This window comes from Phenylobacterium sp., assembly GCF_036677185.1.
Lineage (GTDB): Bacteria > Pseudomonadota > Alphaproteobacteria > Caulobacterales > Caulobacteraceae > Phenylobacterium.
In genome coordinates this window covers 1-26010 of sequence record NZ_JAKFEN010000026.1, presented here as the reverse complement: position 1 = coordinate 26010, position 26010 = coordinate 1, and the positions used below count along the sequence as shown (strand labels likewise).

At 69.2% G+C, this 26010-nt stretch carries 32 protein-coding genes; 25 read left to right on the top strand and 7 right to left on the bottom strand.

The window, feature by feature from the left end:
* The first annotated feature begins 3 nt into the window (after nucleotides 1-3).
* The 20 genes from rpmD to V6M51_RS16030 all read left to right on the top strand — a co-directional run bounded on the left by rpmD (nucleotide 4) and on the right by V6M51_RS16030 (nucleotide 15839).
* Nucleotides 4-183: a 50S ribosomal protein L30 gene (gene rpmD / locus V6M51_RS16125; protein WP_254836856.1), complete on the top strand. Its 180-nt coding sequence runs from the start codon at nucleotides 4-6 to the stop codon at nucleotides 181-183.
* A gap of 130 nt (nucleotides 184-313) precedes the next feature.
* Nucleotides 314-799, top strand: a complete 486-nt coding sequence (gene rplO, locus V6M51_RS16120) for a 50S ribosomal protein L15 (RefSeq protein ID WP_254836857.1) — start codon at nucleotides 314-316, stop codon at nucleotides 797-799.
* Between the two features lie 179 nt (nucleotides 800-978).
* The gene (gene secY, locus V6M51_RS16115; protein ID WP_332768794.1) at nucleotides 979-2331 is read left to right on the top strand and encodes a preprotein translocase subunit SecY; all 1353 of its coding nucleotides are present in this window, start codon (nucleotides 979-981) and stop codon (nucleotides 2329-2331) included.
* A gap of 74 nt (nucleotides 2332-2405) precedes the next feature.
* Entirely contained in the window at nucleotides 2406-2978 is a 573-nt protein-coding gene (locus V6M51_RS16110; RefSeq protein WP_332768792.1) for an adenylate kinase, read from the top strand.
* Nucleotides 2979-3169: 191 nt separating this feature from the next.
* Nucleotides 3170-3538: a 30S ribosomal protein S13 gene (gene rpsM / locus V6M51_RS16105; RefSeq protein WP_254836860.1), complete on the top strand. Its 369-nt coding sequence runs from the start codon at nucleotides 3170-3172 to the stop codon at nucleotides 3536-3538.
* 13 nt (nucleotides 3539-3551) lie between these two features.
* A complete protein-coding gene (gene rpsK / locus V6M51_RS16100; protein WP_254836861.1) occupies nucleotides 3552-3941 on the top strand; it encodes a 30S ribosomal protein S11 in 390 nt (129 codons plus the stop codon).
* A 79-nt stretch (nucleotides 3942-4020) separates the two neighbouring features.
* Entirely contained in the window at nucleotides 4021-5037 is a 1017-nt protein-coding gene (locus V6M51_RS16095) for a DNA-directed RNA polymerase subunit alpha (protein WP_254836862.1), read from the top strand.
* A gap of 174 nt (nucleotides 5038-5211) precedes the next feature.
* Entirely contained in the window at nucleotides 5212-5628 is a 417-nt protein-coding gene (rplQ, locus tag V6M51_RS16090; protein ID WP_332768789.1) for a 50S ribosomal protein L17, read from the top strand.
* A gap of 95 nt (nucleotides 5629-5723) precedes the next feature.
* The gene (locus V6M51_RS16085) at nucleotides 5724-6950 is read left to right on the top strand and encodes an alkaline phosphatase family protein (protein WP_332768787.1); all 1227 of its coding nucleotides are present in this window, start codon (nucleotides 5724-5726) and stop codon (nucleotides 6948-6950) included.
* Nucleotides 6951-7035: 85 nt separating this feature from the next.
* Nucleotides 7036-7506, top strand: coding sequence for a VOC family protein (locus tag V6M51_RS16080; protein ID WP_332768785.1), 471 nt, complete (start codon nucleotides 7036-7038; stop codon nucleotides 7504-7506).
* A 2-nt stretch (nucleotides 7507-7508) separates the two neighbouring features.
* Entirely contained in the window at nucleotides 7509-7952 is a 444-nt protein-coding gene (locus V6M51_RS16075; RefSeq protein ID WP_332768783.1) for a VOC family protein, read from the top strand.
* A gap of 11 nt (nucleotides 7953-7963) precedes the next feature.
* Nucleotides 7964-8407 carry a VOC family protein gene (locus V6M51_RS16070; RefSeq protein ID WP_332768781.1) on the top strand — a complete coding sequence of 148 codons (444 nt, stop codon included), beginning with the start codon at nucleotides 7964-7966 and terminating at the stop codon, nucleotides 8405-8407.
* Nucleotides 8404-8739 carry an ArsR/SmtB family transcription factor gene (locus tag V6M51_RS16065; protein WP_332768779.1) on the top strand — a complete coding sequence of 112 codons (336 nt, stop codon included), beginning with the start codon at nucleotides 8404-8406 and terminating at the stop codon, nucleotides 8737-8739. Before V6M51_RS16070 ends, V6M51_RS16065 begins: the two co-directional genes overlap by 4 nt.
* A gap of 160 nt (nucleotides 8740-8899) precedes the next feature.
* Nucleotides 8900-9364 (top strand): SRPBCC family protein, encoded by a 465-nt coding sequence (locus tag V6M51_RS16060; RefSeq protein ID WP_332768777.1) that lies wholly within the window; start codon nucleotides 8900-8902, stop codon nucleotides 9362-9364.
* A 52-nt stretch (nucleotides 9365-9416) separates the two neighbouring features.
* Nucleotides 9417-10673, top strand: coding sequence for a TCR/Tet family MFS transporter (locus V6M51_RS16055; protein WP_332768775.1), 1257 nt, complete (start codon nucleotides 9417-9419; stop codon nucleotides 10671-10673).
* 89 nt (nucleotides 10674-10762) lie between these two features.
* The gene (locus tag V6M51_RS16050) at nucleotides 10763-11662 is read left to right on the top strand and encodes an alpha/beta fold hydrolase (protein ID WP_332768773.1); all 900 of its coding nucleotides are present in this window, start codon (nucleotides 10763-10765) and stop codon (nucleotides 11660-11662) included.
* 93 nt (nucleotides 11663-11755) lie between these two features.
* Nucleotides 11756-13174, top strand: coding sequence for a Do family serine endopeptidase (locus V6M51_RS16045; protein WP_332768771.1), 1419 nt, complete (start codon nucleotides 11756-11758; stop codon nucleotides 13172-13174).
* A 44-nt stretch (nucleotides 13175-13218) separates the two neighbouring features.
* Nucleotides 13219-14520, top strand: a complete 1302-nt coding sequence (locus V6M51_RS16040; RefSeq protein WP_332768770.1) for a replication-associated recombination protein A — start codon at nucleotides 13219-13221, stop codon at nucleotides 14518-14520.
* A complete protein-coding gene (locus V6M51_RS16035) occupies nucleotides 14517-15272 on the top strand; it encodes an RluA family pseudouridine synthase (protein WP_332768769.1) in 756 nt (251 codons plus the stop codon). The genes V6M51_RS16040 and V6M51_RS16035 overlap by 4 nt, the downstream gene beginning before the upstream one ends.
* 75 nt (nucleotides 15273-15347) lie before the next feature.
* Entirely contained in the window at nucleotides 15348-15839 is a 492-nt protein-coding gene (locus V6M51_RS16030) for a CC0125/CC1285 family lipoprotein (protein WP_332768768.1), read from the top strand.
* Here the strand turns inward: V6M51_RS16030 and V6M51_RS16025 are convergent.
* Nucleotides 15836-16621 (bottom strand): hypothetical protein, encoded by a 786-nt coding sequence (locus V6M51_RS16025; protein ID WP_332768767.1) that lies wholly within the window; start codon nucleotides 16619-16621, stop codon nucleotides 15836-15838. The two genes, V6M51_RS16030 and V6M51_RS16025, sit on opposite strands and share 4 nt — an antisense overlap.
* An 80-nt stretch (nucleotides 16622-16701) precedes the next feature.
* On the opposite strand from V6M51_RS16025, the gene crcB reads away from it, so the two are divergent.
* Both crcB and V6M51_RS16015 read left to right on the top strand, forming a co-directional pair.
* Nucleotides 16702-17085 carry a fluoride efflux transporter CrcB gene (gene crcB, locus V6M51_RS16020; protein WP_332768766.1) on the top strand — a complete coding sequence of 128 codons (384 nt, stop codon included), beginning with the start codon at nucleotides 16702-16704 and terminating at the stop codon, nucleotides 17083-17085.
* Nucleotides 17082-18065 (top strand): RluA family pseudouridine synthase, encoded by a 984-nt coding sequence (locus V6M51_RS16015; protein ID WP_332768764.1) that lies wholly within the window; start codon nucleotides 17082-17084, stop codon nucleotides 18063-18065. Before crcB ends, V6M51_RS16015 begins: the two co-directional genes overlap by 4 nt.
* 114 nt (nucleotides 18066-18179) lie before the next feature.
* Here the strand turns inward: V6M51_RS16015 and V6M51_RS16010 are convergent, their stop codons facing one another.
* Genes V6M51_RS16010 through V6M51_RS16000 form a run of 3 tightly spaced genes read right to left on the bottom strand, consistent with a single transcriptional unit; the run spans nucleotide 18180 to nucleotide 22002 of the window.
* A complete protein-coding gene (locus V6M51_RS16010; RefSeq protein ID WP_332768762.1) occupies nucleotides 18180-19271 on the bottom strand; it encodes a winged helix DNA-binding domain-containing protein in 1092 nt (363 codons plus the stop codon).
* 26 nt (nucleotides 19272-19297) lie between these two features.
* Nucleotides 19298-20551: a DUF1501 domain-containing protein gene (locus tag V6M51_RS16005; RefSeq protein WP_332768760.1), complete on the bottom strand. Its 1254-nt coding sequence runs from the start codon at nucleotides 20549-20551 to the stop codon at nucleotides 19298-19300.
* Complete coding sequence (locus V6M51_RS16000) at nucleotides 20548-22002, bottom strand: DUF1800 domain-containing protein (protein ID WP_332768758.1); 1455 nt, start codon at nucleotides 22000-22002, stop codon at nucleotides 20548-20550. Before V6M51_RS16000 ends, V6M51_RS16005 begins: the two co-directional genes overlap by 4 nt.
* Nucleotides 22003-22068: 66 nt before the next feature.
* Between V6M51_RS16000 and V6M51_RS15995 the strand changes: the two genes are divergently transcribed.
* Nucleotides 22069-22794, top strand: coding sequence for an ATP12 family chaperone protein (locus tag V6M51_RS15995; protein ID WP_332768756.1), 726 nt, complete (start codon nucleotides 22069-22071; stop codon nucleotides 22792-22794).
* Between the two features lies 1 nt (nucleotide 22795).
* Here V6M51_RS15995 and V6M51_RS15990 read toward each other — a convergent pair whose 3' ends face one another.
* The 3 genes from V6M51_RS15990 to V6M51_RS15980 are packed head-to-tail and all read right to left on the bottom strand — an operon-like array spanning nucleotide 22796 to nucleotide 24828.
* Nucleotides 22796-23305: a GNAT family N-acetyltransferase gene (locus tag V6M51_RS15990; RefSeq protein WP_332768754.1), complete on the bottom strand. Its 510-nt coding sequence runs from the start codon at nucleotides 23303-23305 to the stop codon at nucleotides 22796-22798.
* 5 nt (nucleotides 23306-23310) lie between these two features.
* Nucleotides 23311-24207, bottom strand: coding sequence for a pyridoxamine 5'-phosphate oxidase family protein (locus V6M51_RS15985; RefSeq protein ID WP_332768752.1), 897 nt, complete (start codon nucleotides 24205-24207; stop codon nucleotides 23311-23313).
* Nucleotides 24208-24210: 3 nt separating this feature from the next.
* Complete coding sequence (locus V6M51_RS15980) at nucleotides 24211-24828, bottom strand: glutathione S-transferase family protein (RefSeq protein WP_332768751.1); 618 nt, start codon at nucleotides 24826-24828, stop codon at nucleotides 24211-24213.
* Nucleotides 24829-24928: 100 nt separating this feature from the next.
* On the opposite strand from V6M51_RS15980, the gene V6M51_RS15975 reads away from it, so the two are divergent.
* Nucleotides 24929-25816: a LysR family transcriptional regulator gene (locus V6M51_RS15975; protein WP_332768749.1), complete on the top strand. Its 888-nt coding sequence runs from the start codon at nucleotides 24929-24931 to the stop codon at nucleotides 25814-25816.
* Nucleotides 25817-25884: 68 nt separating this feature from the next.
* The coding region (locus V6M51_RS15970; protein WP_332768819.1) for a hypothetical protein at nucleotides 25885-26010 on the top strand (126 nt) is incomplete at its 3' end.

Genomic DNA, 26010 nt, shown 5'->3' with positions numbered 1-26010 from the left:
GTCATGGCCAAGGTGACCGTTCGTCAGACGGCGAGCCCCATCCGCCGCAAGAAGGACCAGCGCGCGACCCTCGCGGGCCTGGGCCTGAACAAGATCGGCCGCGTGTCGGTCCTGGAGGACACCCCGTCGATCCGCGGGATGATCGCCAAGGTCCATCACATGGTGGAAGTAGTCGAAGGCTAAGGCTTGAGACTGGACGATTAGGGGAGGCGGCGCCAAAAGCGTCGCCTCTTCGGCCGTTTCGGCGGCCGCATTCAACATCAGCCGAGTCCGGGCGTCGCCCGGGCGACAGATCTCCAAGGAGAGGCGTCACATGACCAAGCTCAACGAACTTTCGCCGGCCCCCGGTTCGACCAAGAACCGCATGCGCGTCGGCCGTGGCCCGGGTTCGGGCAAGGGCAAGACCGCCGGCCGCGGCGTCAAGGGTCAGAAGGCCCGTTCCGGCGTCGCCATCGCCGGTTTCGAAGGCGGCCAGATGCCGCTGCACATGCGCATGCCCAAGCGCGGCTTCAACAATCCCTTCGCCAAGCAGTTCGCGGAAGTGAACCTGTGGCGCCTTGAGCAGGCGATCGCCGCCGGCAAGCTCGACGCCAAGAAGGCCATCGACGTCGACGTGCTGATCGCCGCCGGCGTCGTGCGCCGCGCCAAGGACGGCGTGCGTCTCCTGGGCAAGGGCGAGATCAAGACCAAGATCGACATCGTGGTCTATTCCGCCTCGGCCGCGGCCAAGGCCGCCGTCGAAAAGGCCGGCGGCAAGGTCACCACGACCGCCCCCGTCGCCGCCGAAGCCGCCGAGTAGGACGACCGCCGTCGTCCCCGCCCGCGCGGGGACGAAAGCCGATCTCCGGCGCGCCGCGATCCCTCGCCAGACCCGGTCTGGATCCCCGTTTCGGCGGGGACGGGGGATTTCAGCGGACCGGATGACAGCACGGGGCGGACGCCCTATGTACGACCGGTCCTGAACGTCTGGGGAACTACATGGCTTCGGCCGCCGAACAGCTCGCAGCAAACATGAACTTCGGCGCCTTCCAGAAGGCGACGGAACTTCACCAGCGTATCTTGTTCACCCTGGGGGCGTTGATCGCCTACCGGGTGGGAACCTTCATCCCGATCCCGGGCATCGATCCGGTCGCCTTCGCCCAGGCCTTCTCGAGCCAATCGCAGGGCATCCTGGGCATGTTCAACATGTTCTCCGGGGGCGCCGTCGAACGGATGGCGATCTTCTCGCTGAACGTGATGCCCTACATCTCGGCCTCGATCATCGTCCAGCTGCTGGGCACGGTCTATCCGCCGTGGGAGAAGCTGCGCAAGGAAGGCGGGGAGGCGGGGCGCAAGACGCTCAACCAGTACACCCGCTACCTGACGGTCGTCCTGGCCCTGTTCCAGTCCTTCGCCATCGCCACGGGGCTGCAGTCCAGCCCCGGCCTGGTGATCGATCCGGGTCCGTTCTTCCTGGTCTCCACGGTCGTCACGCTCACCGGCGGCACCCTGCTGCTGATGTGGATGGGCGAGCAGATCACCAGCCGCGGGGTCGGCAACGGCGTCTCGCTGATCATCTTCGCCGGCATCGTGGCGGCCTTGCCGCGCGGCGTGTGGCAGATGTTCTCCATGACCCGGACCGGTTCGTTGTCCGGCTTCGCCATGCTGGCGATCATCGCCCTGGCCATCGCCGTGGTCTTCGCCATCGTGTTCATGGAGCGCTCGCAGCGCCGGCTGCTGGTCCAGTATCCCAAGCGCCAGCAGGGCAACCGGATGTTCGGCGGCGACACCTCGTTCCTGCCGCTGAAGATCAACACCTCGGGCGTCATCCCGCCGATCTTCGCCTCGTCCCTGCTGCTGCTGCCGACCACCGCCATGGGCTTCCTGGCGACCGCCGAGCTGCCGGCCTGGGCCCAGTGGCTGCCGACCGCCGTCGGCGCCCTGCAACACGGCCAGCCGGCCTTCATGGTGCTCTATGGCGCCCTGATCATCTTCTTCTGCTTCTTCTACACCTCGGTCGTCTTCAATCCCGAGGACACGGCCGAGAACCTCCGCAAGTACGGCGGCTTCCTGCCGGGCATCCGGCCGGGCAAGCGCACGGCGGAGTATCTGGACTACGTGCTCACCCGGCTGACGGTGATCGGGGCGGCCTACATCACCCTGGTCTGCCTGCTACCCGAGGCCCTGATCGGCTTCTACAAGGCGCCGTTCTACCTGGGCGGTACGTCGCTCCTGATCGTGGTGAGCGTCACCATGGACACCGTCACCCAGATCCAGTCGCATCTCCTGGCCCACCAGTACGAAGGCCTGATCAAGAAATCGAAGCTGCGCGGGGGGCGCGGCGCTCGATAGCTCGCAGAGAGACGCGCTCGCATTTGAGAGCCGGCCCGAATGGGGAAGGTCGGCGGGGAGGGGATATTTAAACGATGAATTTGATCCTGTTCGGCCCGCCGGCGGCGGGGAAGGGCACCCAGGCCAAGCGCCTGGTCGACAGCCGCAAGATGGTGCAGCTCTCCACCGGCGACATGCTGCGCGCCGCGATCGCCTCGGGCTCCGAGCTCGGCAAGGAGGTCGAGGGCGTCCTGCAGCGCGGCGAGCTGGTCACCGACGAGATCGTCATCGACCTGATCGAGCAGCGCCTGCCGGAGGCTGAAGCCGCGGGCGGGGCCATCTTCGACGGCTTCCCGCGCACGCTCGCCCAGGCCCAGGCCCTGGACGTCATGCTGGAGCAGCGCGGCGCCCGAATCGACCTAGTGATCCGCCTCAAGGTCGACGACGAACAGCTTCTGAAGCGGGTGGCCGGGCGATTCGCCGAATCGGGCCGCCCCGACGACAATCCCGAGAGCTTCAAGGTGAGGCTCGCGGCCTATAACGACCAGACCGCACCCCTGCTGCCCTACTACCAAAACCACGGAAAACTCGTGGAAGTGGACGGCATGGGCTCGATCGAAGACGTATCCGCCGGCATCGACAAGGCCCTCGACGGCCCCCGCTGGTAGAATTAGCCCTCGTGATCGCGTGAAGCCTGAAAAGGTTCAAATTCTCGCGATTGCGCCATTGACGGAAACGCAACGTTCCCTATAACGGTGCGCTTCCGCGAAAGGGCGCGAAAGACGTGCCGGCCTTCCCACTTGGGATTCTGGGCCGGGGCGCCGTTCGCGCTTCTCTGCGTGACCAGGAGAATCTACGCGTGGCCCGTATCGCTGGCGTCAACATCCCGACTAACAAGCGCGTCGTTATCGCGCTGCAGTACATCCATGGCATCGGCCAGGCGAAAGCCGCCGAGATTGTCAGCAAGGTTGGCATCGAGGACGCGCGCCGCGTCAATCAGCTGACCGATGCGGAAGTCCTGCAAATCCGCGAGACCATCGACCGCGACTATATGGTCGAGGGCGATCTGCGTCGCGACACCGCGGTCAACATCAAGCGCTTGATGGACCTGGCCTGCTATCGCGGCCTGCGTCACCGCAAGGGCCTGCCGGTCCGCGGCCAACGTACCCACACCAATGCTCGCACCCGCAAGGGCCCGGCCAAGCCGATCGCCGGCAAGAAGAAGTAAGAGAGCTTAGTCGATGGCCAAGGAACCGACGCGCGTCAAACGTCGCGAGCGTAAGAACATCACCTCGGGCGTCGCCCACGTGAACGCCTCGTTCAACAACACGATGATCACCATCACCGACGCGCAGGGGAACACCATCTCGTGGTCCTCGGCCGGCATGATGGGTTTCAAGGGCTCCCGGAAGTCGACCCCGTACGCCGCCCAGATGGCGGCCGAGGACGCCGGCAAGAAGGCGGCCGAACATGGCGTCAAGACGCTGGAAGTGAACGTTTCGGGTCCGGGTTCGGGCCGTGAATCGGCGCTCCGCGCCCTGCAGTCGGTCGGCATGACGATCACCACCATCCGTGACGTGACCCCCATTCCGCACAACGGCTGCCGGCCGCCCAAGCGCCGGCGCGTCTGAGTACTTAAGTACGACACTCTCCCTGCGCCGGACCGCGATTTCGCGTCCGGCGATCCTGCGTTTCGAGGGACATCTCTACGTGATCGAAAGAAACTGGAACGAGCTCATCCGTCCGGAGAAGCCGTTGATCGAGACCGGAACCGACGCCAACCGCAAGGCGCGTCTGGTGGCCGAGCCCCTCGAGCGCGGTTTCGGCGTGACGCTGGGCAACAGCCTCCGCCGGGTTCTGCTCTCCTCGCTGCAAGGCGCGGCCGTGACCGCCGTGCAGATCGACGGCGTGGTGCACGAATTCTCGTCGCTTGAAGGCGTCCGCGAGGACGTCGTCGACATCGTGCTCAACATCAAGCAACTGGCCCTGCGGATGCACTCCGAAGGTCCCAAGCGCATGACGCTGAAGGCCACGGGCCCCGGCGCGGTGACCGCCGGCCAGATCGAGGTCCCCGCGGACATCGAGATCCTCAACCCCGACCACGTGCTCTGCACCCTGGACGACGGCGCCACCGTGCGCATGGAGTTCACGGTCAACAACGGCAAGGGCTATGTCCCGGCCGAGCAGAACCGTCCGGAAGACGCCCCGATCGGCCTGATCGCCGTCGACAGCCTCTATTCTCCGGTCAAGCGCGTCGCCTATCGCGTCGAGCCCACCCGCCAGGGCCAGAGCCTCGACTATGACAAGCTGATCATGGAAGTCGAAACCAACGGCGCCATCTCGCCGGTGGACGCGGTGGCCTACGCCGCCCGCATCCTGCAAGACCAGCTGCAGATCTTCATCACCTTCGAAGAGCCGAAGAAGAAGGTCGAAGGCGAGGCCAAGCCGGAACTGCCGTTCAACCCGGCGCTGCTGAAGAAGGTCGACGAGCTCGAGCTCTCGGTCCGCTCGGCCAACTGCCTGAAGAACGACAACATCGTCTATATTGGCGACCTGATCCAAAAGACCGAAGCCGAGATGCTCCGCACCCCGAACTTCGGCCGCAAGTCGCTGAACGAGATCAAGGAAGTGCTCGCGGGCATGAACCTGCATCTCGGCATGGACGTGCCGAATTGGCCGCCCGAGAACATCGAAGAGCTGGCCAAGAAGTTCGAAGACCAGATGTAAGAGACCCGCGCCGACTCCGGGCCGCTTCGGCGGTCTGGGCCCGACAAAGCCGCAACAGCGGTGGAGGGCCCCGGCGCTTCGTGTTGACCCAGGCGGGAGCAGGCTGGGACTGGATCAGGAAAGGCGCGTCCCCGGTCGGGACCGCCAGCGGGCCAACGGCCCAGGAGATATGAGATGCGTCACGGCAAAGCCCACCGCAAACTGGGACGGACCACCGCCCACCGCACCGCGATGTTCGCCAACATGGCGGCGAGCCTGATCAAGCACGAGCAGATCGTGACCACGCTTCCCAAGGCGAAGGAGCTTCGGCCCATCGTCGAGAAGCTGGTGACGCTGGCCAAGCGCGGCGACCTGCACGCCCGCCGCCAGGCCATCAGCCACGTCCGCGACGTGGAACAGGTCGGCAAGCTCTTCGCCACCCTGGGCCCGCGCTACAAGGAACGTCAGGGCGGCTACATCCGCGTCCTGAAGGCCGGCTATCGCTACGGCGACAACGCGGCCCTGGCCGTGATCGAGTTCGTCGACCGCGATCCGTCGGAAAAGGGCAAGGACTCCGGTCCGGTCCAGGAACTGGCCTTCGGCGACGAATAGCCGAAGTCCTCTCCCGTCATTCGAAAGCCCCGGACGGCGACGTCCGGGGCTTTTGCGTTGTGCGCCCGTCACGGCCTGCGGCTAGGCTCGGCGCCATGACTCGCCTCCCGCGCCTCTGCGCGCTCCTCCTCCTCGCCACCCTGGCCGCCTGCGCTTCGGTCCCCGACCGCGCCGCGCGCCCGGCGCCCCTGACGATCCTGGTCTCCATTGACGGGTTCCGGGCCGACTATCTCGATCGCGGGGTGACGCCGCACCTCTCGGGGCTGGCGGCGAAAGGCGCTCGGGGCGCGATGCGGCCGTCGTTCCCGTCCAAGACCTTCCCCAACCACTACACCCTGGTCACCGGCCTGCGGCCCGACCGGCACGGGATCGTCGACAACAACATGGAAGATCCGCAGATCCCCGGCGTGACTTTCCGCCTGTCCGACAAGGCCGCCGTGGCCGACGCCCGCTGGTGGAACGACGGCACACCCATCTGGGTCAGCGCCGAGCGGGCCGGGGTCAAGGCGGCCACCATGTTCTGGCCGGGCTCGGAGGCCGCCATCCAGGGTGTGCGGCCGAGCTATTGGCGGGCCTTCGACCAAGCCTTGCCGGCCATGGCGCGGGTCGACCAGGTGCTGGCCTGGCTGGACCTGCCGGCGGGCGAACGGCCGGCGCTCATCACCCTCTATTTCGACGAGGTCGATACGGCCGGCCATTGGGGCGGGCCGGACTCCGACCAGGTGAAGGCGGCGCTGGCCAAGACCGACGCGGCGCTCGCGCGCCTAAGCGCCGGACTGGCCGCGCGGGGCCTGGCCGCGGACCTGGTCATCGTCGCCGATCACGGAATGGCGTCGACCGGCCCGCAGCGCGCCATCTATCTGGAGGATATTCTGCCGGACGGCGCGGCGCGCACCCTGGCCATGGGCGCCTTCATGAACGCCTATCCGACCGCAGGCCGGGAAGCCGAGGCCGAGCGGGCGCTGCTCCGGCCGCACCCGCGCATGCAATGCTGGCGAAAGGGCGAGATTCCGCAGCGCTATCACTATGGCGCGCACCGGCGCGTGCCGCCGATCTTCTGCCTGCCGGACACCGGATGGGAGATCACCACCCGCGCCTGGGTCGCCAAGCGCCCGATCGCCCCGGGCAATCACGGCTTCGATCCGTTCGCGCCGGAAATGCGCGCGGTGTTCATCGGCGCCGGACCGAGTTTCCGCCGCGGCGTCGCCTTGCCGGACTTCAACAATGTCGACGTCTATCCGCTGCTGGCCAGGCTGGTCGGCGTGCGGCCAGAACCCAATGACGGGGACCTCGACGAACTCGCCGCCGCCCTGACGCCCTAGATCACGGCGCACGACCGTTCGGGCTTGACGATATAATTGCAATATGCGTTAAATATTGTCAGAAATGGCAAGGATAAGCGTCGTCATGGCTGAGAAAGTCGCGATCACCGCCACCGCCTTCTACAAGGACCCGATGGCGGCGCTGCATTGGCTGGAGCAGGCCTTCGGTTTCGAGACCGTGCTGCTGCTCACCGACGCCGCCGGCCAGGTCGGCCATGCCGAGATGAGCTTCCGCGGCTGCAATATCGGGGTCGGCGGGGAGTGGGAGCTACCGGGGGGGATCAAGATGCGCAGCCCACAGACGGCGGGCGTCTGCACCCAGTTCATGTGGGTCGACCTGGGGGAAGGCATCGACGACCATCACGCCCGCGCCCGCGAGGCCGGGGCGCGGGTCATCCAGCCGCCCGAGGACCAGTTCTACGGCGCGCGGACCTATCGCGCCCTGGATCCGGAGGGCCATGTCTGGTGCTTCCGTCAGGAGGTGCGCGAAGTCTCCGCCGAGACTATGACGCAGATCACCGGCCTGAAGGTGCGCAATTCCCTGAAGGAGGCATGAGCATGGACGTTCCCACCATCGGGCCCCTGCTATGGTACCGCGACCCGCGCGCGGCCATCGCCTGGCTGGAAAAGGCCTTCGGTTTCGAGACCCGGATGATCGTCGACGACGGGCAGGGCGGGGTGGTCCACTCCGAGCTGCGCCTGGGCGACGGCTACATCATGGTGGTCGGCCCGCCAAAGGGCAGCGCCGTCAGCCCCGCGGCCTTCGGCGGCCGGTCGACCCAGTCGGTCCACGTGCAGCTCCAGGACGGGCTGGACGAACGCTGCGAGATCGCCCGGGGCCTGGGCGCCAAGGTCGAGCGCGAGCCGGCAGACCAACCCTACGGCGACCGCGTGTTCACCTGCCGCGACATCGAAGATCACCCCTGGTCGTTCGGCCAGACGCTCAAGGTCATGACGCCCGAGGAAATGTCCCAGGCCACCGGTCGCAAGATCACCAGCTAGAGGAGAGACCCATGGCCGGCTTCCGGTCCGCCCTGTTCTACCAGGATCCCAAGGCCGCTCTGGCGTGGCTGGAAGAGGCCTTCGGCCTCGAGCTCTCCATGCTGCTGGAGGACGGCGAGGGGAATGTCGTCCACTCTCAGATGACCTTCGGGGAGAACTACGTGATGATCGGTCAGGAGTGGAGCGACGACCACAAGAGCCCTAAGTCGGTCGGCGGCAAGAACACCCAGACGGTCAGCATTCAGATCGACACCGACATCGAGGCCCATTTCGCGCGCGCCAAGGCGGCGGGCGCGGTGATCGACGCCGAGCCCGCGACCCAGTTCTATGGCGACCGCACCTATCGCTGCCGCGACCCGGAGGGCCATATCTGGAGCGTCTCCCAGACCGTCGCCGTGGTCAGCCGCGAAGAGGCCGAGGCGGCCAGCGGCCTGAAGATCATCGGCTGGATATGAGCGCCGCCCCCGCTCAACTTGACCGGACCCTGGCGGCCCTGGCTGATCCCAACCGCCGCCAGGTGGTCGACCTGCTGGCGCAGCGCCCGCGCCAGGCCGGCGAGTTGGCCCGCGAATTGGGCCTGGCTCCGCCGGCCATGAGCCGCCACCTGCGCACCCTGCGCGAGAGCGGTCTGGTCGAGGAGAGCCATCCCGAGTTCGATGCGCGGGTGCGCATCTACGCCCTGAGGCCGCAACCCATGGTCCATCTGCTGCGCTGGCTTGAGGAGAGCGAAAGACTGTGGACGGAGCAGCTCGCCGCCTTCAAGGCCCACGTCGAGCGTGACGCGTGACATCGACCGACCTTTTCCGCCCCCGTGACCAACGGGAATGGGGGAGGGGGACCGCCCGTAGGGTGGTGGAGGGGGCGAGACTGGGCTCTGAACTTGAGGCCGCCCCCTCCACCGCCTATCGGCGGTCCCCCTCCCCCGTAAACGTGGGAGGCAAAGTAGCGTGACATCGAAGGTCTTCGTCTCGCTGCGGGTCAAGGCGACGCCCGAGCGCGCCTTCACCGCCTTCGTCGAGGAGATCGGCGCCTGGTGGCGGCCCAATGGCCTGTTCCAGACCACGCCCCGCGCCCCGGGCCTGCTGGCCTTCGAACCGGGGCAGGGCGGTCGGCTGACCGAGACCCTGGCCAATGGCAAGGTGTTCGAGATCGGCGGGATCACCGCCTGGGAACCACCATCGCGGCTGGAATTCACCTGGCGGCAGGCAAACTTCCCGCCAGAACTTCACACAGTGGTCGAGGTGCGATTCGAGGCCGTCGGGGCGGAGACTCGGGTCAGCGTCGAGCATCGCGGCTTCGACCAGGTGCCTGAGGGCGCGGCGCGCCACGGCTTCCCCAACGAAGCCCTGCTGATGCGGCTGGCCGAGTGGTGGCAGGTCCTGCTGGCCTCCTATCGCGACCGGTCGGCCTGACCGTATTGCGCCGGTTCTTGTTTTGTTTCATCGTGCGACGGGGAGAGAAACCATGTCCGACCAGCCCGTAGAGCCCGCCAGCCGTCAGTGGACGCACGCCTTTCGGTTCATCTTCGTCGCCGCTGTGATCAACGCCGTGTCGTTCGGGATCATGATCCCGGTGCTGCCGAACCTGATCAAGGAATTCACCGGCGGCGACACCGCCGCGGCCTCGGAGTGGAACGTGGTCTTCGCCACGGTCTGGGGGCTGATGCAGCTGTTCTGCGGCCCGATCCTGGGCATGTTGTCGGATCGTTTCGGACGCCGGCCGATCCTGCTGATCTCGCTGGGCGGCTTGGCTATCGACTTCCTGTTCATGGCCATGGCGCCGACCCTGGCCTGGCTGTTCGTGGGCCGGGTGATCAACGGCCTGACCGCGGCCAGCTTCTCCACCGCCAACGCCTATGTGGCCGACGTGACCCCGCCGGACCAACGGGCCAAGGCCTTCGGCTGGATGGGCTCGGCTTTCTCCTTCGGCTTCCTGGTCGGCCCCGCCCTGGGCGGTTTTTTGGGCGACATCGACCTGCGCCTGCCTTTCTTCGTGGCCGCGGGGCTGACGACGATCAACTGGCTCTACGGCTTCTTCGTCCTGCCGGAATCCCTGCCGGCGGAGCGCCGTGTGGCGAAGTTCGACTGGCGGCGCGCCAATCCCGTGGGTTCGCTGGTGTTCCTGCGCTCGCACCGCGACCTATTGGGCCTGGCCAGCATCGGCTTCCTGTTCCAACTGGCCCACACCGTCCTGCCCTCGATCTTCGTACTCTACACGGGCTATCGCTACGGCTGGACCCCTGGCTTCATGGGCCTGACCATGATGGGGACCGGCCTGGCCGGGGTCTTGGTCCAAATGCTGCTGATCGGACCCGTGGTGGCCAAGATCGGCGAGCGCGGGGCCCTGCTGCTGGGGGCCATGGCCGGAGCGATGGGCTTCGCCATCTACGGCTTCGCGCCCAGTGGCTGGGTCTATGTCGCCGGCATCCCGGTCTTCGCCCTGATGAACTTCCTGCAGCCCGGCCTACAGGGGCTGATGACCCGGCGGGTCGGGCCTTCCGCCCAGGGCCAACTGCAGGGCGCCAACCAGAGTCTGCAGGGTATCGCCTCGGTCGTCGGCCCCATCGTGTTCGGCCTGACCTTCGCCTGGTCGATCCGCCACTCCGGCGTGATGCACCAGCCGGGCCTGGCCATCTATCTGGCGAGCAGCCTGCTGGTCCTGGCCTTCCTGCTGGCGCTCAAGATCGGGCGCGCGCCCGAGGCCGTCCGCGCGCCGGCCTGAGGTCGCTCCGCAGCTACATTTGCGCCACGGGCTTGCGCGTCCTCGCCGGCTGCTGAGAGGTTCGACGTCATCCACGGGAGGATGGTGATATGTCGAAATTTCCTTGCGGCCTGCGCCACGCGATCGTCGCCCTGGCGGTGTTCTGTGCGCAGGCGACGGCCGCGGCGGCCGAGGAACGCATGCTGCCGGTGACGCCCGAGGTCAGCCTGCGGGTGGTCGACGAGGGGCCGCGGAACGCCAGGCCGCCCGTGGTGCTGATCACCGGCTGGGGGTTCACCGCCGACATCTGGCGCGACCAGGCGCAGCGCCTGGCCAAGACCCGGCGGGTGGTCTCGTTCGATCCGCGCTCCCAGGGGCGCTCCACCGTCACCGCCCAGGGCATGACGCCCGGCCAGCGCGCCCGCGACCTGGACGCGGTGCTGACCCAGCTCGACCTCGACAAGGTCTATCTGGTGGGCTGGTCGCAGGGGGTGCAGGACGTGGCGGCCTATGTGGAGGGCTTCGGCACGCGCAAGCTGGCCGGCGCCGTGCTGGTGGACGCAGCGGTCTCCTCCGGCTCCGGGGCGGTCCTGCGCAATCCCCAGGCGGCGGCCCAGACGCTGCGCTTCCTCAGCATCTACGCCGCCCAGCCCGAGGCCTATGCCCGCGGCATGCTGGGGGCGATCATCAGCCGCCCGCTGGACAAGGCGCAGGCCGACCGGCTGGCGGCCGATATCGCCAGCGTGCCGACCGCCATCGGCTCGGCCGCCCTGGTCGCCGACCTCTATGGGGCCGACCTGACCCCGGCGCTCAAGAAGCTGGACCGCCCGACCCTGATCGTCGCGTCGGCCACGTCGCCGGAACTGCAGGCCCAGCGCGACGAACTCAAGCTCCTGCCAGAGGGCCGGATCGAGGTGGTGGAGAACGCCGCCCACACCGTGTTCATCGACCAGCCGGATCGCTTCGCCGAGATCCTCGATCGGTTCCTGGCGCAGGTCGACGCATCCTGAGGTTCCCTCAGGGCGGTCGCGCGCCTACATCGGGCCATCATTGCGCCCGAAAACTCCGCCAAATCCGGGCGACCTAGACTGTCTGGAGACCGCATGCGCGCCTACCGCGTCCTGATCCCCGCCCTGGCCATCCTAGCGGCCTGTTCGGACCCCGTGACCACGTCGACCGCCCAGATACCGCCCCTGGCCCAGCCAACCCGCGCCGCGCCGGGCGACGCCCTGACCATGAAGTCGTCCTTCGCCCCCGTGGTGAAGCGCGCCGCGCCCGCCGTGGTGAACATCTCGTCCAAGCGGCTGGTCCGCCAACGGGCCGACCCGTTCTGGGAGATGTTCGGCATGGGCGCCCCGCGCGAGCGTATCCAGGGCTCGCTGGGCTCTGGGGTCATCGTCCGCGCCGACGGCGTGATCGTGACCAACAACCACGTGGTGGAAGGCGGCCAGGAGATCACCGTGGCGCTGGCCGACCGCCGCGAGTTCACTGCCCGGGTGCTGCTGGCCGACCCGCGCACCGACCTGGCCATCCTGAAGATCGACGTGGGCAATGAGCGCTTGCCGGTCCTTGCCATCGACGACAGCGGCGAGGCCCAGGTCGGCGACCTGGTGCTGGCCATCGGCGATCCCTTCGGCGTCGGCCAGACGGTGACCAACGGCATCATCTCGGCGCTCAACCGCACGACAGATCCCAGTGGGGACGCGGCCAACGCCTATATCCAGACCGACGCGGCGATCAATCCGGGCAATTCCGGCGGCGCCCTGGTCGACATGGACGGCGACCTGATCGGGGTGAACAGCTTCATCCTTTCGCGCTCCGGCACCTCGTCCGGCGTCGGGTTCGCCGTGCCGGCCGCCATCGTGCGCCGGGTGGTCGAGACCGCGGCCGGCGGCGGGGTGGCGGTGATCCGGCCCTGGCTGGGCGCGCGGACCCAAACCGTGACCGGCGAGATCGCACGCAGCATGGGGCTTTCCACGCCCCAGGGCGCCCTGGTGGCGGACATCTGGCCCAACGGTCCCGCGGCCCGCGCCGGCCTGCGCCAGGGCGATGTGATTGTCTCGGTGGACGGCCGTCCGGCGGTGGACGCCGCGGCGGTCTCCTACGCCGTCTCCTCGCGCCGGCCGGGCGAAAGCCTGAAACTCGGCGTGCGGCGCGGGGCGGGAGAGGAGACCCTGACGCTACGGGCCGAGGCGCCGCCCGCCACCCCGGCCAAGGACCAGCAGCTGATCTCCGGCCGCAATCCGTTCGACGGGGCGACGGTGGTGAACCTGTCCCCGGCGGTGGCCGGCGAACTGGGCCTCGATCCGTTCCTGGGCCGTGGCGTGCTGGTGACCAATATCAGCCGCGGCTTCGCCATGAACGCCGGCCTGCGTCCGGGCGACCTGGTCAAAAAGATAAACGGCCGCGAGGTCGGCACCGTGCGCGAGCTGATGGGCGTCCTCAGCGCCGGTGCGGGCAACCAATGGCAGGTGACCATCGAGCGCGGCGGCCAGGAGATCACGGGGAATTTCCGGACCTAGGCTTATCCCTCCTCTTTACGGGGAGGGATTGCTAGAACGGGCCCATGGCCGATCTCTTCGAAGCCGCGGGGATGACTCCCCACGCCCCGTCCCCGCTCGCCGACCGCCTGCGGCCTCAGCGGCTGGACGAGGTGGTGGGGCAGGACCACCTGCTGGGGCCCGAGGGGCCGATCCGACGCATGGCGGAGGCCAAGCGGCTGGCTTCGATGATCCTCTGGGGCCCGCCCGGCACCGGCAAGACCACCATCGCCCGCCTGCTGGCCAAGGAGGCCGGCTACGAGTTCCAGCAGCTCTCGGCGGTGTTCTCCGGGGTCGCGGACCTGAAGAAGGCCTTCGAGCAGGCCAAGATGCGCCGCTCGGCCGGCCAGGCGACGCTGCTGTTCGTCGACGAGATCCACCGCTTCAACCGCGCCCAGCAGGACGGCTTCCTGCCTTTCGTGGAGGAGGGGATCGTCACCCTGGTAGGCGCCACGACCGAGAACCCGTCCTTCGAACTAAATGGCGCGCTGCTGAGCCGCGCCCAGGTCTATGTGCTGAAACGCCTGGACGACGAGGCCCTGACCCTGCTGCTGGACAAGGCCGAGGCCCATGAGGGCCGCAAGCTGCCGCTGGAGGACGAGGCGCGCCACGCCCTGATCGCGCTGGCCGACGGCGATGGTCGCTACCTGCTGACCCTGGCCGAGACCCTGCTCAACATCGGCTCGGCCAAGCCGTTGTCCACCAAACAGCTGGGCGAAGTGTTGCAGAAGCGCAGCCCGGCCTACGACAAGGACCGCGAGGAGCACTACAACCTCATCTCGGCCCTGCATAAATCCATTCGGGGCTCGGACCCCGACGCGGCGCTTTACTGGCTGGCGCGGATGCTAGCCGGCGGGGAGGACCCGCTGTTCGTGGCCCGGCGGCTGATCCGCGCGGCGGCGGAGGACATCGGCGAGGCCGATCCCATGTCCCTGGTGCTCGCCAACGCCGCCAAGGACACCTACGACTTCCTGGGCTCGCCGGAGGGGGAGATCGCGCTGGCCCAGCTGGTGATCCACCTGGCCGCCGCGCCCAAGTCCAACGCGGTCTATATGGCCTTCAAGGCCGCCCAGCGGGCCGCCAAGGAGACCGGCTCGCTGACGCCGCCGGCCCATATCCGCAACGCCCCCACCAAGCTCATGAAGGACCTGGGCTACGGCAAGGGCTATGCCTACGACCACGATGTCGAGGGCGGCTTTTCAGGCCAGAACTACTTCCCGGACGGCATGGCGCGGCAGACCTTCTACCAGCCGAAGGGCGAAGGGAACGAGGCGCGGATCAAGGAGCGCCTGGAGCGCTGGGCCGAGCAGCGGAACCGCAAAGGGTGAAGCCGCGCCTGCAGCCCAAGCCCAGGCCCGGCGACAATCCCGTCTCGCTCAGCCCCGAGGAGATCGCCTTCGTCCGCGGCCTGGTGATCTATGAGGACGCCCAGCTCCTGGCGCTCAACAAGCCCTCGGGCCTGTCCAGCCAGGGCGGGCGTGGCCAGGTCCATACCCTGGACGAGATGCTCTGGGCCTTCGCCAAGCCGGGCAAGGCGCGGCCTCGGCTGATCCACCGCCTGGACCGCGACACCTCCGGCGTGATCCTCACCGCCAAGACCAAACCCGCCGCAGGTTTCCTCGGCAAGCATATGATGGGGCGGCGTTTTTCGAAAACCTACCGGGCCATCGTCACCCCCGGCGCGCCGGAACCCGCCCAGGGCGCCATCGACGTCCCCCTGCGTCGCGACGAGCAGGGCCGCGAGGCCTATATGCGGGTCTGCGAGGCCGACCATCCCGACGCCGAGGTCGCGCGCACCCGCTATCGAACCGTGTCCAAGGGCGCGGCTGCGGCCCTGTTGGAGCTGGCGCCGGAGACCGGCCGGATGCACCAGATCAGGGTGCACCTGGCCTCGATCGGCCGCCCCATCGCCGGCGACGCGCGCTATGGTGGGGCGCTGGCGGTGGCGGGCCTGCCTGTTCCGCGCCTGATGCTGCACGCCAAGGCCCTCGCGTTCCCCCATCCCGAGGGCGGAACCAAGACGATCGAGGCGGATGTCCCGGCCGACATGGCCGGCCTGATCGCGGCCCTGGGGCTGTAGGCGGAACGCCTGTCCGAGCTGGGCCGTTCTTCCGACAAGGTTTGCAAGTCCAATGGCTTGCGGAGGATCTCGGAGATGAAACGCGCCCTTGTGCTGCTGGCGGCCTGCGCCGCTCTGGGCGGCTGCGCCACGGCTCCCACCGTCTATGCGCCAGCCTCCGGTCCGAATGCGATCGGCTTCTCGGAATACCGCATCGAGCCTGGGCGCTATCGCGTCACCTTCCGCGGCGGACCGGGCGCGCCCATCGCGCAGGTGTCCGACTACGCCCTGTTGCGCGCCGCGGACCTGGCCATGGCCGAGGGTTATGACTGGTTCCGCGTCGCCGATCGCGTGACCATGCAGGCCGGGCCCGACAGCGGCCCGCGAGTCTCCTTCGGGGCGGGCGGCGGCAGCGGTGGCTACCGCCGCAGCGGCGTTGGGATCGGGCTCGGGACCAGTTTCAATCTCGGCGGCGGAGCGTCGGTGGCCCAGACCATCGAGGTGCTGATGGGCAAGGGGCCGCGTCCGAGTGATCGCGACGTCTATGACGCCCGCGAGATCCGCCGCAACCTGGGCGCGCGAACCTAGCCTGGGACCCTCAGGGCGCCATGGGTGAAGCCGGCCACCTCGGCCACCGCCAGATAGCCCTCGTCGGGAAGCCCTTGCGCCACCAGCAGCGGCGAGAGGCCGCGCGCCTGTTCAGCGAATTCCAGCAGCTGGCCGGCGGCCTCGCCGTCGGAGGTCGCCAGGTCCGATCCGTCGAGGGTGACCCCCTGGAGCCGGGCGTCGCGGACCGGAAAGACCACATCGCGGCTGGGCTGCAGCCGGGCGAAGACACTGCGGCAGACGGCGTTGAGCAGGCCCGCCACCTCGGTCAGCCGGCCGGTCGGCGTGCCCCGGTCGATGTCGATCAACTCGACGATGACCCGCTTCTTCAAGGCCGCCGCCGAGCCTTCGGTGGCGTTTGCAAGATAGCCGCGGCCCCGACGGCCCGAGGCCGTGCGGAACGAGATCGGCAGGATCACCGGCAGGGCCGAGGCGCCGTCGGGTCCCACCAGGGTTGCTGCAAATTCGGTGGTGGCCTTGTCGATCGTCTCCACATCGTCGTCGGAGAGCCGGGAGAAGGCGCGGGCGGGGATGACCACGCCGCTCTTCAGGTGGGTGATCACGGGCTCCAGCCGGCGTGCGGCGACCGCCTGGTGACGCAGGTGCACAAGGTCCTCGACCAGGAAATCGATCCCCAGCGCCTGCTTCTCGGCGGTGACGAAGGTCGCAAACCCGCCGGCCAGCAGGGGCGCGGGCGGCGCTTCGTGCGCAGAGGCGTTATTCCCGACCATCCCCGAACCCGGAAAGCTGAACCTGATCCGCATGATGACGCCCACGGCTTAACCAGGCGTTGAGTGGCGGGCGGGGGCTTCTCCGAAGCGACATCACGTCGCATAAGGGCGGAATGGAAAAGGTTCTTCTGGTGGCCGCCGGCGGCGCGGTGGGCGCGGTGGCCCGCTACGGCGTGGGCGTGCAGGCGCTGCGGCTGTGGGGCTCGGGATGGCCCTATGGAACCTTCGCGGTCAATGTCGTGGGCGGCCTGCTGATGGGCCTGCTGGCGGGCTACCTGGCCCACCGCGGCGGCGCCGACCAGGAGCGGCTGCGCGTGTTGTTGGGGATGGGCGTTCTAGGTGGCTTCACGACCTTCTCGGCCTTTTCGCTGGAGGCGGCCCTGATGATCGGCAAGCGCGCCTACGGCCAGGCCTTCGCCTACACGACCGCCTCGGTGCTGCTCTCGATCTCCGCCCTGTTCCTGGGCCTCCTGCTGGCGCGACGGGCGTTCGCGTGAGAGAGGTCCGTAACATTCAGGTCGATCCGGGCGAGGACGGGGTGCGGCTGGACCGCTGGTTCCGTCGCCGCTGGCCTCACGTCTCCCAGATACAGGTCCAGAAGCTTGCCCGCTCGGGCCAGATCCGTGTCGACGGCGGCCGGGCCAAGCCCGATCAGCGCTTGGCTGCGGGCGAGACCGTACGCGTCCCGCCGCTGCCCGACGCCCCGAAGCCCGGCGACAAGGGCCCCGGCCTCGACGCCAAGGAGAAGGTCTTCGCCAAGTCCCTGGTGCTCTACGAGGACGAAGAGGTGCTGGTCCTGAACAAGCCTGCCGGCCTCGCGGTCCAGGGCGGCACCAAGACGCTCAAGCACATCGACCGCCTGCTCAGCGCCTGGGGCGAGGGCCTGGAACGGCCGCGCCTGGTCCATCGCCTGGACCGCGACACGTCCGGGGTGCTCGTGCTGGGCAAGACCCCCGGGGCGGCGGCCAAGCTCGCGGGGTCATTCGCGCGGCGCCGGGCGGAAAAGACCTACTGGGCCCTGGTCCACGGTGCGCCCAAGCCCGCCGAAGGCGTGATGGAGCTGCACCTGGTCAAGAAGGGGGTCGGCGACCGTGAGATGGTGGTGCCGACCGATCCCAAGGACCCCAACGGCGATCCCGCCGAGACCGAGTTCGTGACCATTTCCCGCGCCGCGCACCGGGTGACCTGGATGGCGCTACGGCCTCACACCGGGCGGACCCACCAGCTGCGCGCCCACATGCTGGCAATGGGCCACCCGATCCTGGGCGACCCGAAGTACACCAACGACGCGGCCCGCGAGCTGTCGGGAGACCTGAAGCTGCAACTGCACGCGCGGCGCCTGACCCTGCCGCACCCCTCGAGGGGGACGCTGATCCTCGAAGCCCCGATCGGCAAGGAGCTGAAGGCCGGCTTCAAGCGCTTCGGCTTCGACGAGCATGAGGCCGACCCGGAGCCGTTCAAGCGGCGGCGGAAGTAACCGTACAAAACCCGCTCACCCCGGCGAAGGCCGGGGCCCAGGTCGTGGGGCGCGGCGTCCGGGATGAATCTGGGTCCCGGCCTTCGCCGGGATGAGCGGTTGAAGGGCAGCGGCTCAGGCCTCTTCGAACGTCACCGCCGCCTCGACCTCCGGCGCCAGGAATTTCGCCGCCGAGACGGCCTCGGCCTCAATGGCGCTGCGGGGCTCGGCGCCCATCGCCTCGAACAGCCGGATGGCCACAGTGGTGGTCCTGCGCTTGGCTTCCGCGCGCCAGGTTCCCACGACCACGCCGTCGACCAGCACCGTGGGCGAGACGATCAGGTTCTTGCTGGCCACCAGCTTGACGTGCTGCGGTCGCACGATGCCGGTGCGGTCGGCGCGGTTGAGGACCGCCCCGTCGAAATCGGCCAGCAGACGGACCGGGGCGGGGGTTTCGCCGCTCGGCCGGGGCGCGTCCTTCAGGTCGTAGAGCACCCGCTTCTTCTCATCGCGGAAGGTGACCAACTCGTCGCCCATGGTCTCGAGGAGCGCGGCGGCGCCCTTTAGCCCGGACCAGCCCGCCACATCGGCCGGCAGACTGGGGCCGTGGGCGGCGAGATAGCGCCGGACCAGGCCCTGCGGATCGGGCCTGGGGGCCTCGTCCTCGCCTAGCCAGGTCTTGACCAGGGTGAAGGCGCCGCCGGGCTCGTGGCCGTAGGGCGTGTCGCTGGCCGCCTGCACCAGGGGCAGCCAGACCCGCACCCCCCAGGCCATCTGTCGCACGTCCTCGATCCCCGCCTCGGCGAAGACCTGCCGGACGCTCTCGAAGTCCTTGGGGCCGGGGGCGAAATGGCGTTCGGCCAGCCTCATCGCCTGATCGATGAGGGCCGGGGAAGGGCGGCCGCCGCCGGGCAGGGTGATGTCCAGGGCTGGCATGACCGTGGTGCGGAAGGCCAGGATGTCTTCCGCCGTCGCCAGGTGCAGGGTGCCACGCAGGAAAGTCGAGCGCACCACCTTGCGGTCGTGGATCGCCGCCAGCAGGTCCTCGCGCCGGAAGCCGCTCAGCCGCGCCCAGAGACCGATGAAGGAGGCCTTCGGGAGCTGGGCCTGGATGGCGAACAGCCGCGAGATCGCCTCCACGGGCGAGATCGCTTCCCGCGCCAGCAGCATCTGGCGGGCCAGCAGGATGCGGTTGAGGTCGCGCGGGGTCAGAATCTCATCGGCCATGCCGAAGGATCGCCGAGGCCTGCGCCCTAGACCAGCCCTGTCACCGGCCGTGCGGCGGCGCTGTCGGGGAAGATCGTCGCCTCCAGGGCCCGGCGGTCCAGGCCCATATGATCGGCCAGCACGCCCTTGAACAGGCCGCGCATGTCGAGCGTCGGCGCCAGGTCGCGGTTCTCGTAGAGGGCGGCGGTCTTCAGCCCCGGCCAGTCGCCGACGATGCCGCCGGGCTTCAGAGCGCCACCGAGGACCAGCGCCGTCGAAGCCGTACCGTGGTCGGTGCCGCCGGTGCCGTTGACCCGCGCCGTGCGGCCGAACTCGGTCGCCACGACCACCATGGTGTTGCTCCATTCGGAACCCAGGCCGGCGTGCAGGCCGTCCAGTACAGCGTCCAGATAACCTAGGCGGTTGGCCAGCTGGCCCTTGGCCGCGCCCTGGTTCGCGTGGGTGTCGAAGCCATCGAGGCTGAGCGCGGCGATCTGCGGGCCGCCGGGTTCGCGCATGAACCCGGCCAGGGTTCCGCCCAGCTTGCGCGCCGCTTCCTGACCCTGGCGCAGGTAACCCTCGACCCCGCCGCCGCCGGGCGGGGCGGCGGCCATCGTCATGCCGGGCGTCTCGGCGTTGTCGGCCAGTCCGCTCATCGCCGCCTGGGCCATGGTCTCGGTGGCCAGGCCGCGAGCCAGGGCCGGACCCAGCACCGGATCGTCCCTGTAGAGGTCCTGCAGCAGGGTGGGCAGCCGCGCCTGGGCGTCGATCCCACGCCCCGGCGACCAGGAGGAGGCCGGCGCCGGGCCGCGCAGGATCAGCGGGGCGGTGGGCCCGACCGACAGGGCGTCGACCGTGCGTTGCGCCTTCAGGCTGCCCACGGCGCGGTTCAGCCAGCCGGAGGAGGTTCCGTAGACCACCGCCGCCCCGGTCTCCAGCACGTCCTGAGCCTCGAAGTGGGAGCGGGCGCGGTCCGGGGTGGCGACGGCCGGGGCGATCCGCGCCTGGCCGGTCTTGGCGAGGCGGTGGACCGCGTTGAGCGCAGGATGCAGGGCGAAGGTCCCGTCCAGGGCCAGGGCGTCGTCGCCGAGCGCCAGGCCTTTGCGCAGGCCCTGATAGTCGGGATCGCCCACCGGCGGGGTGAGGGAGAGGCCATCCAGTCCGCCCCGGCAGATCACCACGACCAGCTTGCGGTTGGCGAGGTCGCCCGCCGCGAAGGCCGGGCGGGCCAGGAGATCGACGGAGAGGCCGAGGCCGGCGGCGGCCAGCAGCGCCCGGCGGCGGGTGAGGTGAGCGGTCATCGACGTTGGAACTCCGGGCTCATCAGCAGCAGGGCGAAGCCCTCGGCGCGGGACTCGGCGCGGGCGATGGCGGTCGCCGTGGCGGCCGACAGGCGTGCGCCCAGGGCCTCGGCGGCCAGGGCGTTGGGATCGCGGTCGCGCACCACGGCTTCCGAAAAAGCCTGGGCCCAGCTCATTCGCTGGACCAGGGCCGCGGGGGTCGCCCAGGCGGCGGTCTCTTCCGGCCAGCCCTTGGGGGAGGGCGCGGAAAAAGCCTTCTGGCCCATGGCGTTCAGCACCGGAGCCAGGCGGGCGATATCGCGCGGCGCGCCGTCGGCCGCTCGCCAGCTGGAAATCATGAACTCATAGGGAGTCTTGAACTTGGCCGACTGGGGCGCCCAGGACTCCGGCGCGCCGATCAGCACGCGGGCGACATGGTCGAGCTCGCCGCTGCTTTCGGCCCAGGCGTATTCCAGCCGGCGGACCAGGGCCGGGGGCGGATCGTCGGCCACGAAATGCCGGGCGATCTTGGCGCAGATGAAGCGGGCGGTGGCCGGGTGGCGCGCAAGGTCGGTGAGGATCGCCTCCACCTGCTCCTTGCCGCCGGGCGCGTAGCGGACGCCCATCACCATTCGGGCGCCGGGCTCATGGGCGACGGCGCGGAACACCGGGCGGCCCAGCATTTCCGGATCTTCGCGGAAACCGCCGACAGAGAGGCCTGTCATGGCGCGGGCGAACTCGGTGACATCGGCCTGGCTGTAACCGCCATCGACCCCGACGGTGTGCAGTTCCAGGATCTCGCGGGCAAGGTTCTCGTTCAGACCCGCCGACTTGCGTGCGGCGGACGGCGCCCCGGCGCCCGCGCCGCGCCGCGGTCGCGACAGGAACTGCGCCGCCGGGCTGCCGGGCCCGATCGACTGGGCCTGGTCCAGATAGAGCAGCATGGCCGGATGGGTGGTCGCCGTGGACAGCAGGTCGGCGAAGCGGCCGAACACCTGCGGGCGGATGGCCTCGTTTTCGAACGGACCGACCACGGTGGCGGTGACCAGCTTGTTGGCCGAGACGGTGAAGTGGTTGGCCCAGAACAGGGTCCAGCGCTCGCGAAACCCCGCCTCGGTCGCCGCGCCGAGCTGCGCGCGGGCCAGGAAGTCGGTGGCCACGTCGTCGCGCAGCATCTTCTGGGCGATCTTGACCGGGTCGCGGGCGTCGGGGGCGGGCTCGTCTTCGGAGACGGCGCGCTTCATTCCGCGCTTGTCCTGCTGGTAGACCCGGAACCCGGCGATGCGCTGGGCCGAGGTCTCGCCATTGGTCCGCGGCTGGTCGGCGCCGGAGGGACGGATCTGGGCGGTGAGGAAGCCGCGAGGATCGCTTCGCGCCCGGGCGATCTCGCCGGGCTTGGCCCCGAGGCCGAACCGGGTGACGGCGATGGCGGCGTCCAGATCGCGGTCGGCCACAACTGGCTCCTTGCGCATTTCCACTTCCGTCCCCATTGCACGGGGCGACCCGCGGAATTCCGTCGCGGGCTGTTGGAGGCGCGGTTGAAAAGAGGATTTCACGAGCCCGGCGATAAGCCCAGGCGGTTCTACAAGGACGTCTCGGTGATCGCTGAGCCCGGCGGGTTCCAGGTCAAGCTGGACGGGCGGAATGTGCGCTCGCCCAAGGGCGGGGTGCTGGTCCTGCCGACCCGGGCGCTCGCCGACCTGGTGGCCGCCGAATGGGCCGCCCAGACCGACGTGATCGAGCTGGCGGAGATGAACGTCACCCGCCTGGCCTTCACGGCCCTGGAGGCGATCCCGCCGGCCCGCGACGGCGTCGCCCAGCAGGTGGCTGACTTCGCGGGTTCCGACCTGCTCTGCTACCACGCCGAGGAGCCGGAGGCCCTGGCCGCCCGCCAGGCGGAGCATTGGGTCCCGGTGCTGGAACGCGCCGACCGTGAGCTGGAGCTGGTCTTCCTGCGCACCATCGGCATCGTCCACCGCGCCCAGCCAGGCGAGACCCTGGCGCGGGTGAAGGCGCTCGCCCTGGAGTTGGACGACTTCGCCCTGGCGGGCCTGGCTTTCGGGACCTCGCTGTTCGGCTCGGCGGTCCTGGCCTTCGCCCTCCAGCGGGGCTGGGTCACCGGCGAGCAGGCCTATGAGCTTTCTCGCCTGGACGAGGCCTATCAGCAGGAAAAGTGGGGGATCGACGAAGAGGCCGCCGAGCGCACGGCGCGGCTCTTCGAGGAAGCCAAGATGCTGGACCGCTGGTTCCGGGCGCTGGGCTGAACTATCCGCCCAGCCGGAACAGGATGATCGGGCCGTCCCATTCGGGGGTCGCGAGGTCGATCTCGCGGATTTCGGTCGCGCCGGGGGTCGTGGCGACGGCCCGGCGCCAGAACCGCAGGGCGGCGGTGTTCTTCCGCGCCACGGCGACTTCCCAGAGACCGGAACGGGCGGCGAAGACCTGGTGGGCGGCGTCAGCGGCGACGCCCGATCCGCGATGCTTCCGCAGGACGAAGAACTCCGCGACGCTATGATCGATGGCCTGGCCGGAATGGGCGTGGTCGTTGACCAGGGCGAACCCCGCCAGGATGTCGCCTCGCCAGATGAACCAGGCGGCCCGGTTCGGATCGGTCCAGTAGGACGCCAGCGGATAGGCCTCGAACCGGCCGTCGGCCTGCAGGTCGCCCTTCGACGTCCCGGCCCAGAATTCCGAGAAGTCGTGGATGTAGAACTGCATCAGGTTCTGCAGCACCGGCTCCTGCTCGCGCAGGACCGGCTCCAGCCGCACGTTCATGTCGCCTAGCCCCAGGTTCCCGTGGCCAGGGTGGTCGGCGAATAGTCGCCGAATGTCCAGCGCAGCGGAATGGCCGCGCGGTGACGCCAGCTGCGCTCGACGTTGAAGCGCCACAGGCGCTCGGCGCCCTCGATCCGCGGATCTTGGTCCCAGAGCACCTCGGCGCGGCCCTGGAGCTGGGTCAGGTCGCCGGTCGCGAAATCGGGGAACAGCAGGGCCGAGCGGGGCTCCGCCAGCAGGTTGCCCAGGGTGTTGAAGAACCGGTTGCCCCGAAAGTCCGGGATGGTCAGGACGTCGCCCTCGATCTTCACGAACCCTGGCCGCCCGCCGCGATGGGACATGTCGACCCCGCCGTTCTCGCCCTGCGCGCCGGTGGCGACGAACAAGGTGTCGGCCGCGGCGATGGTGGCGCGGGCGTCAGTATCGAGGCCGGCGAAGCGTTCCAACGGACCCGGCGTACGAGCGATAGCCTCGACGCTGCGGGTCTGGATGTATTGCGGGCAGTTGCCAAAGCTCTGCGCCACCTCGACGACGATCCCGCCGTCGAGCGAAGCGATACGTCCATTGGCCCGGTTGCGGCGGCGGTTGGAGAGATCGAGGCCCAACAGGCCCACCTGAGCGCCTGGCGTGAGGAGCGCCTGGGCGGGATCCGCCGGGTCAGGCTGGGCCGTGAGCCGCAGGGTGCGCTCGTCGGGGCTGGCGATGAAACCCGGCGCGCCGGTCAGCATCGTCGCGGCCGGCCAGCCGTCGGCCTCCGTCGTACCGACGAAGACATAGGTCAGGCCCTCGAAGAAGACCCGATGCTGGTCGGGCATGAAGTCGCGGATGCCGGCGCCGGTCGGCAGGGCTTCCAGACCCGCGCGGCGCTGGGCTTCCCGCTCGCCGGCATGGAACGGTCCCATGACTCAGGCCAATTCCGGGATCGACGAGGCGGGCATCGGCTTGAACCACGGCTGGCCCTCGACGCGCGCCAGCCAGGCGCGGACGGCGGGGTAGGGCTCGAGCGGGATCGCGCCCTCCGGGGCGTGGGCCACATAGGAATAGCAGGCGAGATCGGCGATGGTCGGGTGGTCGGCGGCCAGGTAGGCCCGGCCGGCCAGGTGCTGGTCCATGAAGGTCAGGAGCCGCTGGGCGATGTGCTTGGCGCGGACGGGGTCGGCGGGCATGCCCCACTGCGCCACCCCGCGCGCGGTGGCTGGGCCGTGCATCACCTCGCCCGCGGCGATGGAGAGCCAGCGCTGCACCTGGGCGGCGGCGACAGGATCGCCCGGCAGCCAGGGGCCGTCGGGATCGTAGCGCCGGGCGAGGTACACCAGGATGGCGTTTGAATCGGCCAGGACCAGATCGCCGTCCTCCAGGACAGGAATCTGCCGCAGAGGGTTGAGCCGGGCGTATTCCGGCGTCGCGCGCACGGCTGCCGAGGCCTCCACGAACTCGAAGTCGAGGCCGAGGATGCGCAGCATCAGCTCCACGCGATGGGCGTGGCCGGACAGCGGCGTTCCGTGCAGGCGAATCTTGGACATGGGCGTCTCCGTGGGATGGTGAGCGCCAGGCTATCTATTGCGGATTTCCGGGTGAATGGTGCTATTTGGCAATACACTATTCCAATAAACGGAACGAAATATGGATCGGCTGGATGAGCTGGCGGTGTTCGTGTCCGTGCTGGAGACCGGCGGCTTCGCCGCGGCGGCCCGCAAGCTGCGGCGCTCGCCCCCGGCCGTGACCCGGATCGTGGCGGGGCTGGAGGCCCGCGCCGGGGCGCGGTTGATCGAGCGCACCACCCGCAAGCTCAGCCCGACCGAGGCCGGCCGCACCCTGGCGGAGAAGGCGCGGGGCCTGCTGGCGGCCTATGAGGAGGCCCTGGCCCCGGAGGACGACGGCCCGCTGCGGGGGGTGATCACCCTCACCGCGCCCCTGGTGTTCGGCCGCCGGCACGTGACGCCGGTGGTGGCGAGCTTCCTCGACCTCCACCCCCAGGTCAGCGTCGACCTGGTGCTGCACGACCGCAACCTCGACCTGATCGAGGGCCAGATCGACCTGGCCCTGCGGATCGGCGCCCTGGCCGATTCCGGCCTGGTGGCGCGCAGGGTGGGGGAGGTGCGGCGCATGCTGGTCGCCTCGCCGGCCTATCTGGCGCGGCGCGGGACCCCGGCCCAGCCGGCCGACCTGACGGATCACGAGATCGTCTTCTCCGGCGTCCTGACCGGCGCCGCGGAGTGGCGGTTCCGGGGCCAGGCCGTGCGGCTGACGCCCCGGCTCACGGTCAACGAGATCGATGCGGCCCTGATCGCCCTGCGCGCCGGGCACGGGATCGGCCGGCCGCTCTCCTACCAGGTGGCCGAGGACCTGGCCTCCGGAGCCCTGGTGCGGCTGTTGCCGCAGTTCGAGCCCGAGCCCTTGCCCGTGCAGTTGGTGGCGCCTAGCCGCCATGTCTCCAAGAAGGTGCGGGCCTTCCTGGACCACGCGGTGGAGGCCTTGAGCGGGCTGGCGGTGATCCGCCCGAGCCTCTGAGCGCGCGACATGGTTGCGCCGTCCAATTCGTCCGACTACCCCTTGGCCTCCACTGTGGGAGGCCGGGCGTGAAGCAGATCCTCGAGGAACTTGAGCGTCGTCGTTCGGAGGCGCGTTTGGGGGGCGGCGAGCGCCGGATTGCGTCGCAGCACGCGAAGGGCAAGCTGACGGCGCGCGAGCGTCTGGAGCTGTTG

Coding starts and splice junctions, on each gene's coding strand:
- rpmD (WP_254836856.1), top strand. CDS start 4: ATGGCCAAGGTGACCGTTCGTCAGACGGCGAGCCCCATCCGCCGCAAG.
- rplO (WP_254836857.1), top strand. CDS start 314: ATGACCAAGCTCAACGAACTTTCGCCGGCCCCCGGTTCGACCAAGAAC.
- secY (WP_332768794.1), top strand. CDS start 979: ATGGCTTCGGCCGCCGAACAGCTCGCAGCAAACATGAACTTCGGCGCC.
- V6M51_RS16110 (WP_332768792.1), top strand. CDS start 2,406: ATGAATTTGATCCTGTTCGGCCCGCCGGCGGCGGGGAAGGGCACCCAG.
- rpsK (WP_254836861.1), top strand. CDS start 3,552: ATGGCCAAGGAACCGACGCGCGTCAAACGTCGCGAGCGTAAGAACATC.
- rplQ (WP_332768789.1), top strand. CDS start 5,212: ATGCGTCACGGCAAAGCCCACCGCAAACTGGGACGGACCACCGCCCAC.
- V6M51_RS16085 (WP_332768787.1), top strand. CDS start 5,724: ATGACTCGCCTCCCGCGCCTCTGCGCGCTCCTCCTCCTCGCCACCCTG.
- V6M51_RS16080 (WP_332768785.1), top strand. CDS start 7,036: ATGGCTGAGAAAGTCGCGATCACCGCCACCGCCTTCTACAAGGACCCG.
- V6M51_RS16075 (WP_332768783.1), top strand. CDS start 7,509: ATGGACGTTCCCACCATCGGGCCCCTGCTATGGTACCGCGACCCGCGC.
- V6M51_RS16070 (WP_332768781.1), top strand. CDS start 7,964: ATGGCCGGCTTCCGGTCCGCCCTGTTCTACCAGGATCCCAAGGCCGCT.
- V6M51_RS16065 (WP_332768779.1), top strand. CDS start 8,404: ATGAGCGCCGCCCCCGCTCAACTTGACCGGACCCTGGCGGCCCTGGCT.
- V6M51_RS16055 (WP_332768775.1), top strand. CDS start 9,417: ATGTCCGACCAGCCCGTAGAGCCCGCCAGCCGTCAGTGGACGCACGCC.
- V6M51_RS16050 (WP_332768773.1), top strand. CDS start 10,763: ATGTCGAAATTTCCTTGCGGCCTGCGCCACGCGATCGTCGCCCTGGCG.
- V6M51_RS16045 (WP_332768771.1), top strand. CDS start 11,756: ATGCGCGCCTACCGCGTCCTGATCCCCGCCCTGGCCATCCTAGCGGCC.
- V6M51_RS16040 (WP_332768770.1), top strand. CDS start 13,219: ATGGCCGATCTCTTCGAAGCCGCGGGGATGACTCCCCACGCCCCGTCC.
- V6M51_RS16030 (WP_332768768.1), top strand. CDS start 15,348: ATGAAACGCGCCCTTGTGCTGCTGGCGGCCTGCGCCGCTCTGGGCGGC.
- V6M51_RS16025 (WP_332768767.1), bottom strand. CDS start 16,621: ATGCGGATCAGGTTCAGCTTTCCGGGTTCGGGGATGGTCGGGAATAAC.
- crcB (WP_332768766.1), top strand. CDS start 16,702: ATGGAAAAGGTTCTTCTGGTGGCCGCCGGCGGCGCGGTGGGCGCGGTG.
- V6M51_RS16010 (WP_332768762.1), bottom strand. CDS start 19,271: ATGGCCGATGAGATTCTGACCCCGCGCGACCTCAACCGCATCCTGCTG.
- V6M51_RS16005 (WP_332768760.1), bottom strand. CDS start 20,551: ATGACCGCTCACCTCACCCGCCGCCGGGCGCTGCTGGCCGCCGCCGGC.
- V6M51_RS16000 (WP_332768758.1), bottom strand. CDS start 22,002: ATGCGCAAGGAGCCAGTTGTGGCCGACCGCGATCTGGACGCCGCCATC.
- V6M51_RS15990 (WP_332768754.1), bottom strand. CDS start 23,305: ATGAACGTGCGGCTGGAGCCGGTCCTGCGCGAGCAGGAGCCGGTGCTG.
- V6M51_RS15985 (WP_332768752.1), bottom strand. CDS start 24,207: ATGGGACCGTTCCATGCCGGCGAGCGGGAAGCCCAGCGCCGCGCGGGT.
- V6M51_RS15980 (WP_332768751.1), bottom strand. CDS start 24,828: ATGTCCAAGATTCGCCTGCACGGAACGCCGCTGTCCGGCCACGCCCAT.
- V6M51_RS15975 (WP_332768749.1), top strand. CDS start 24,929: ATGGATCGGCTGGATGAGCTGGCGGTGTTCGTGTCCGTGCTGGAGACC.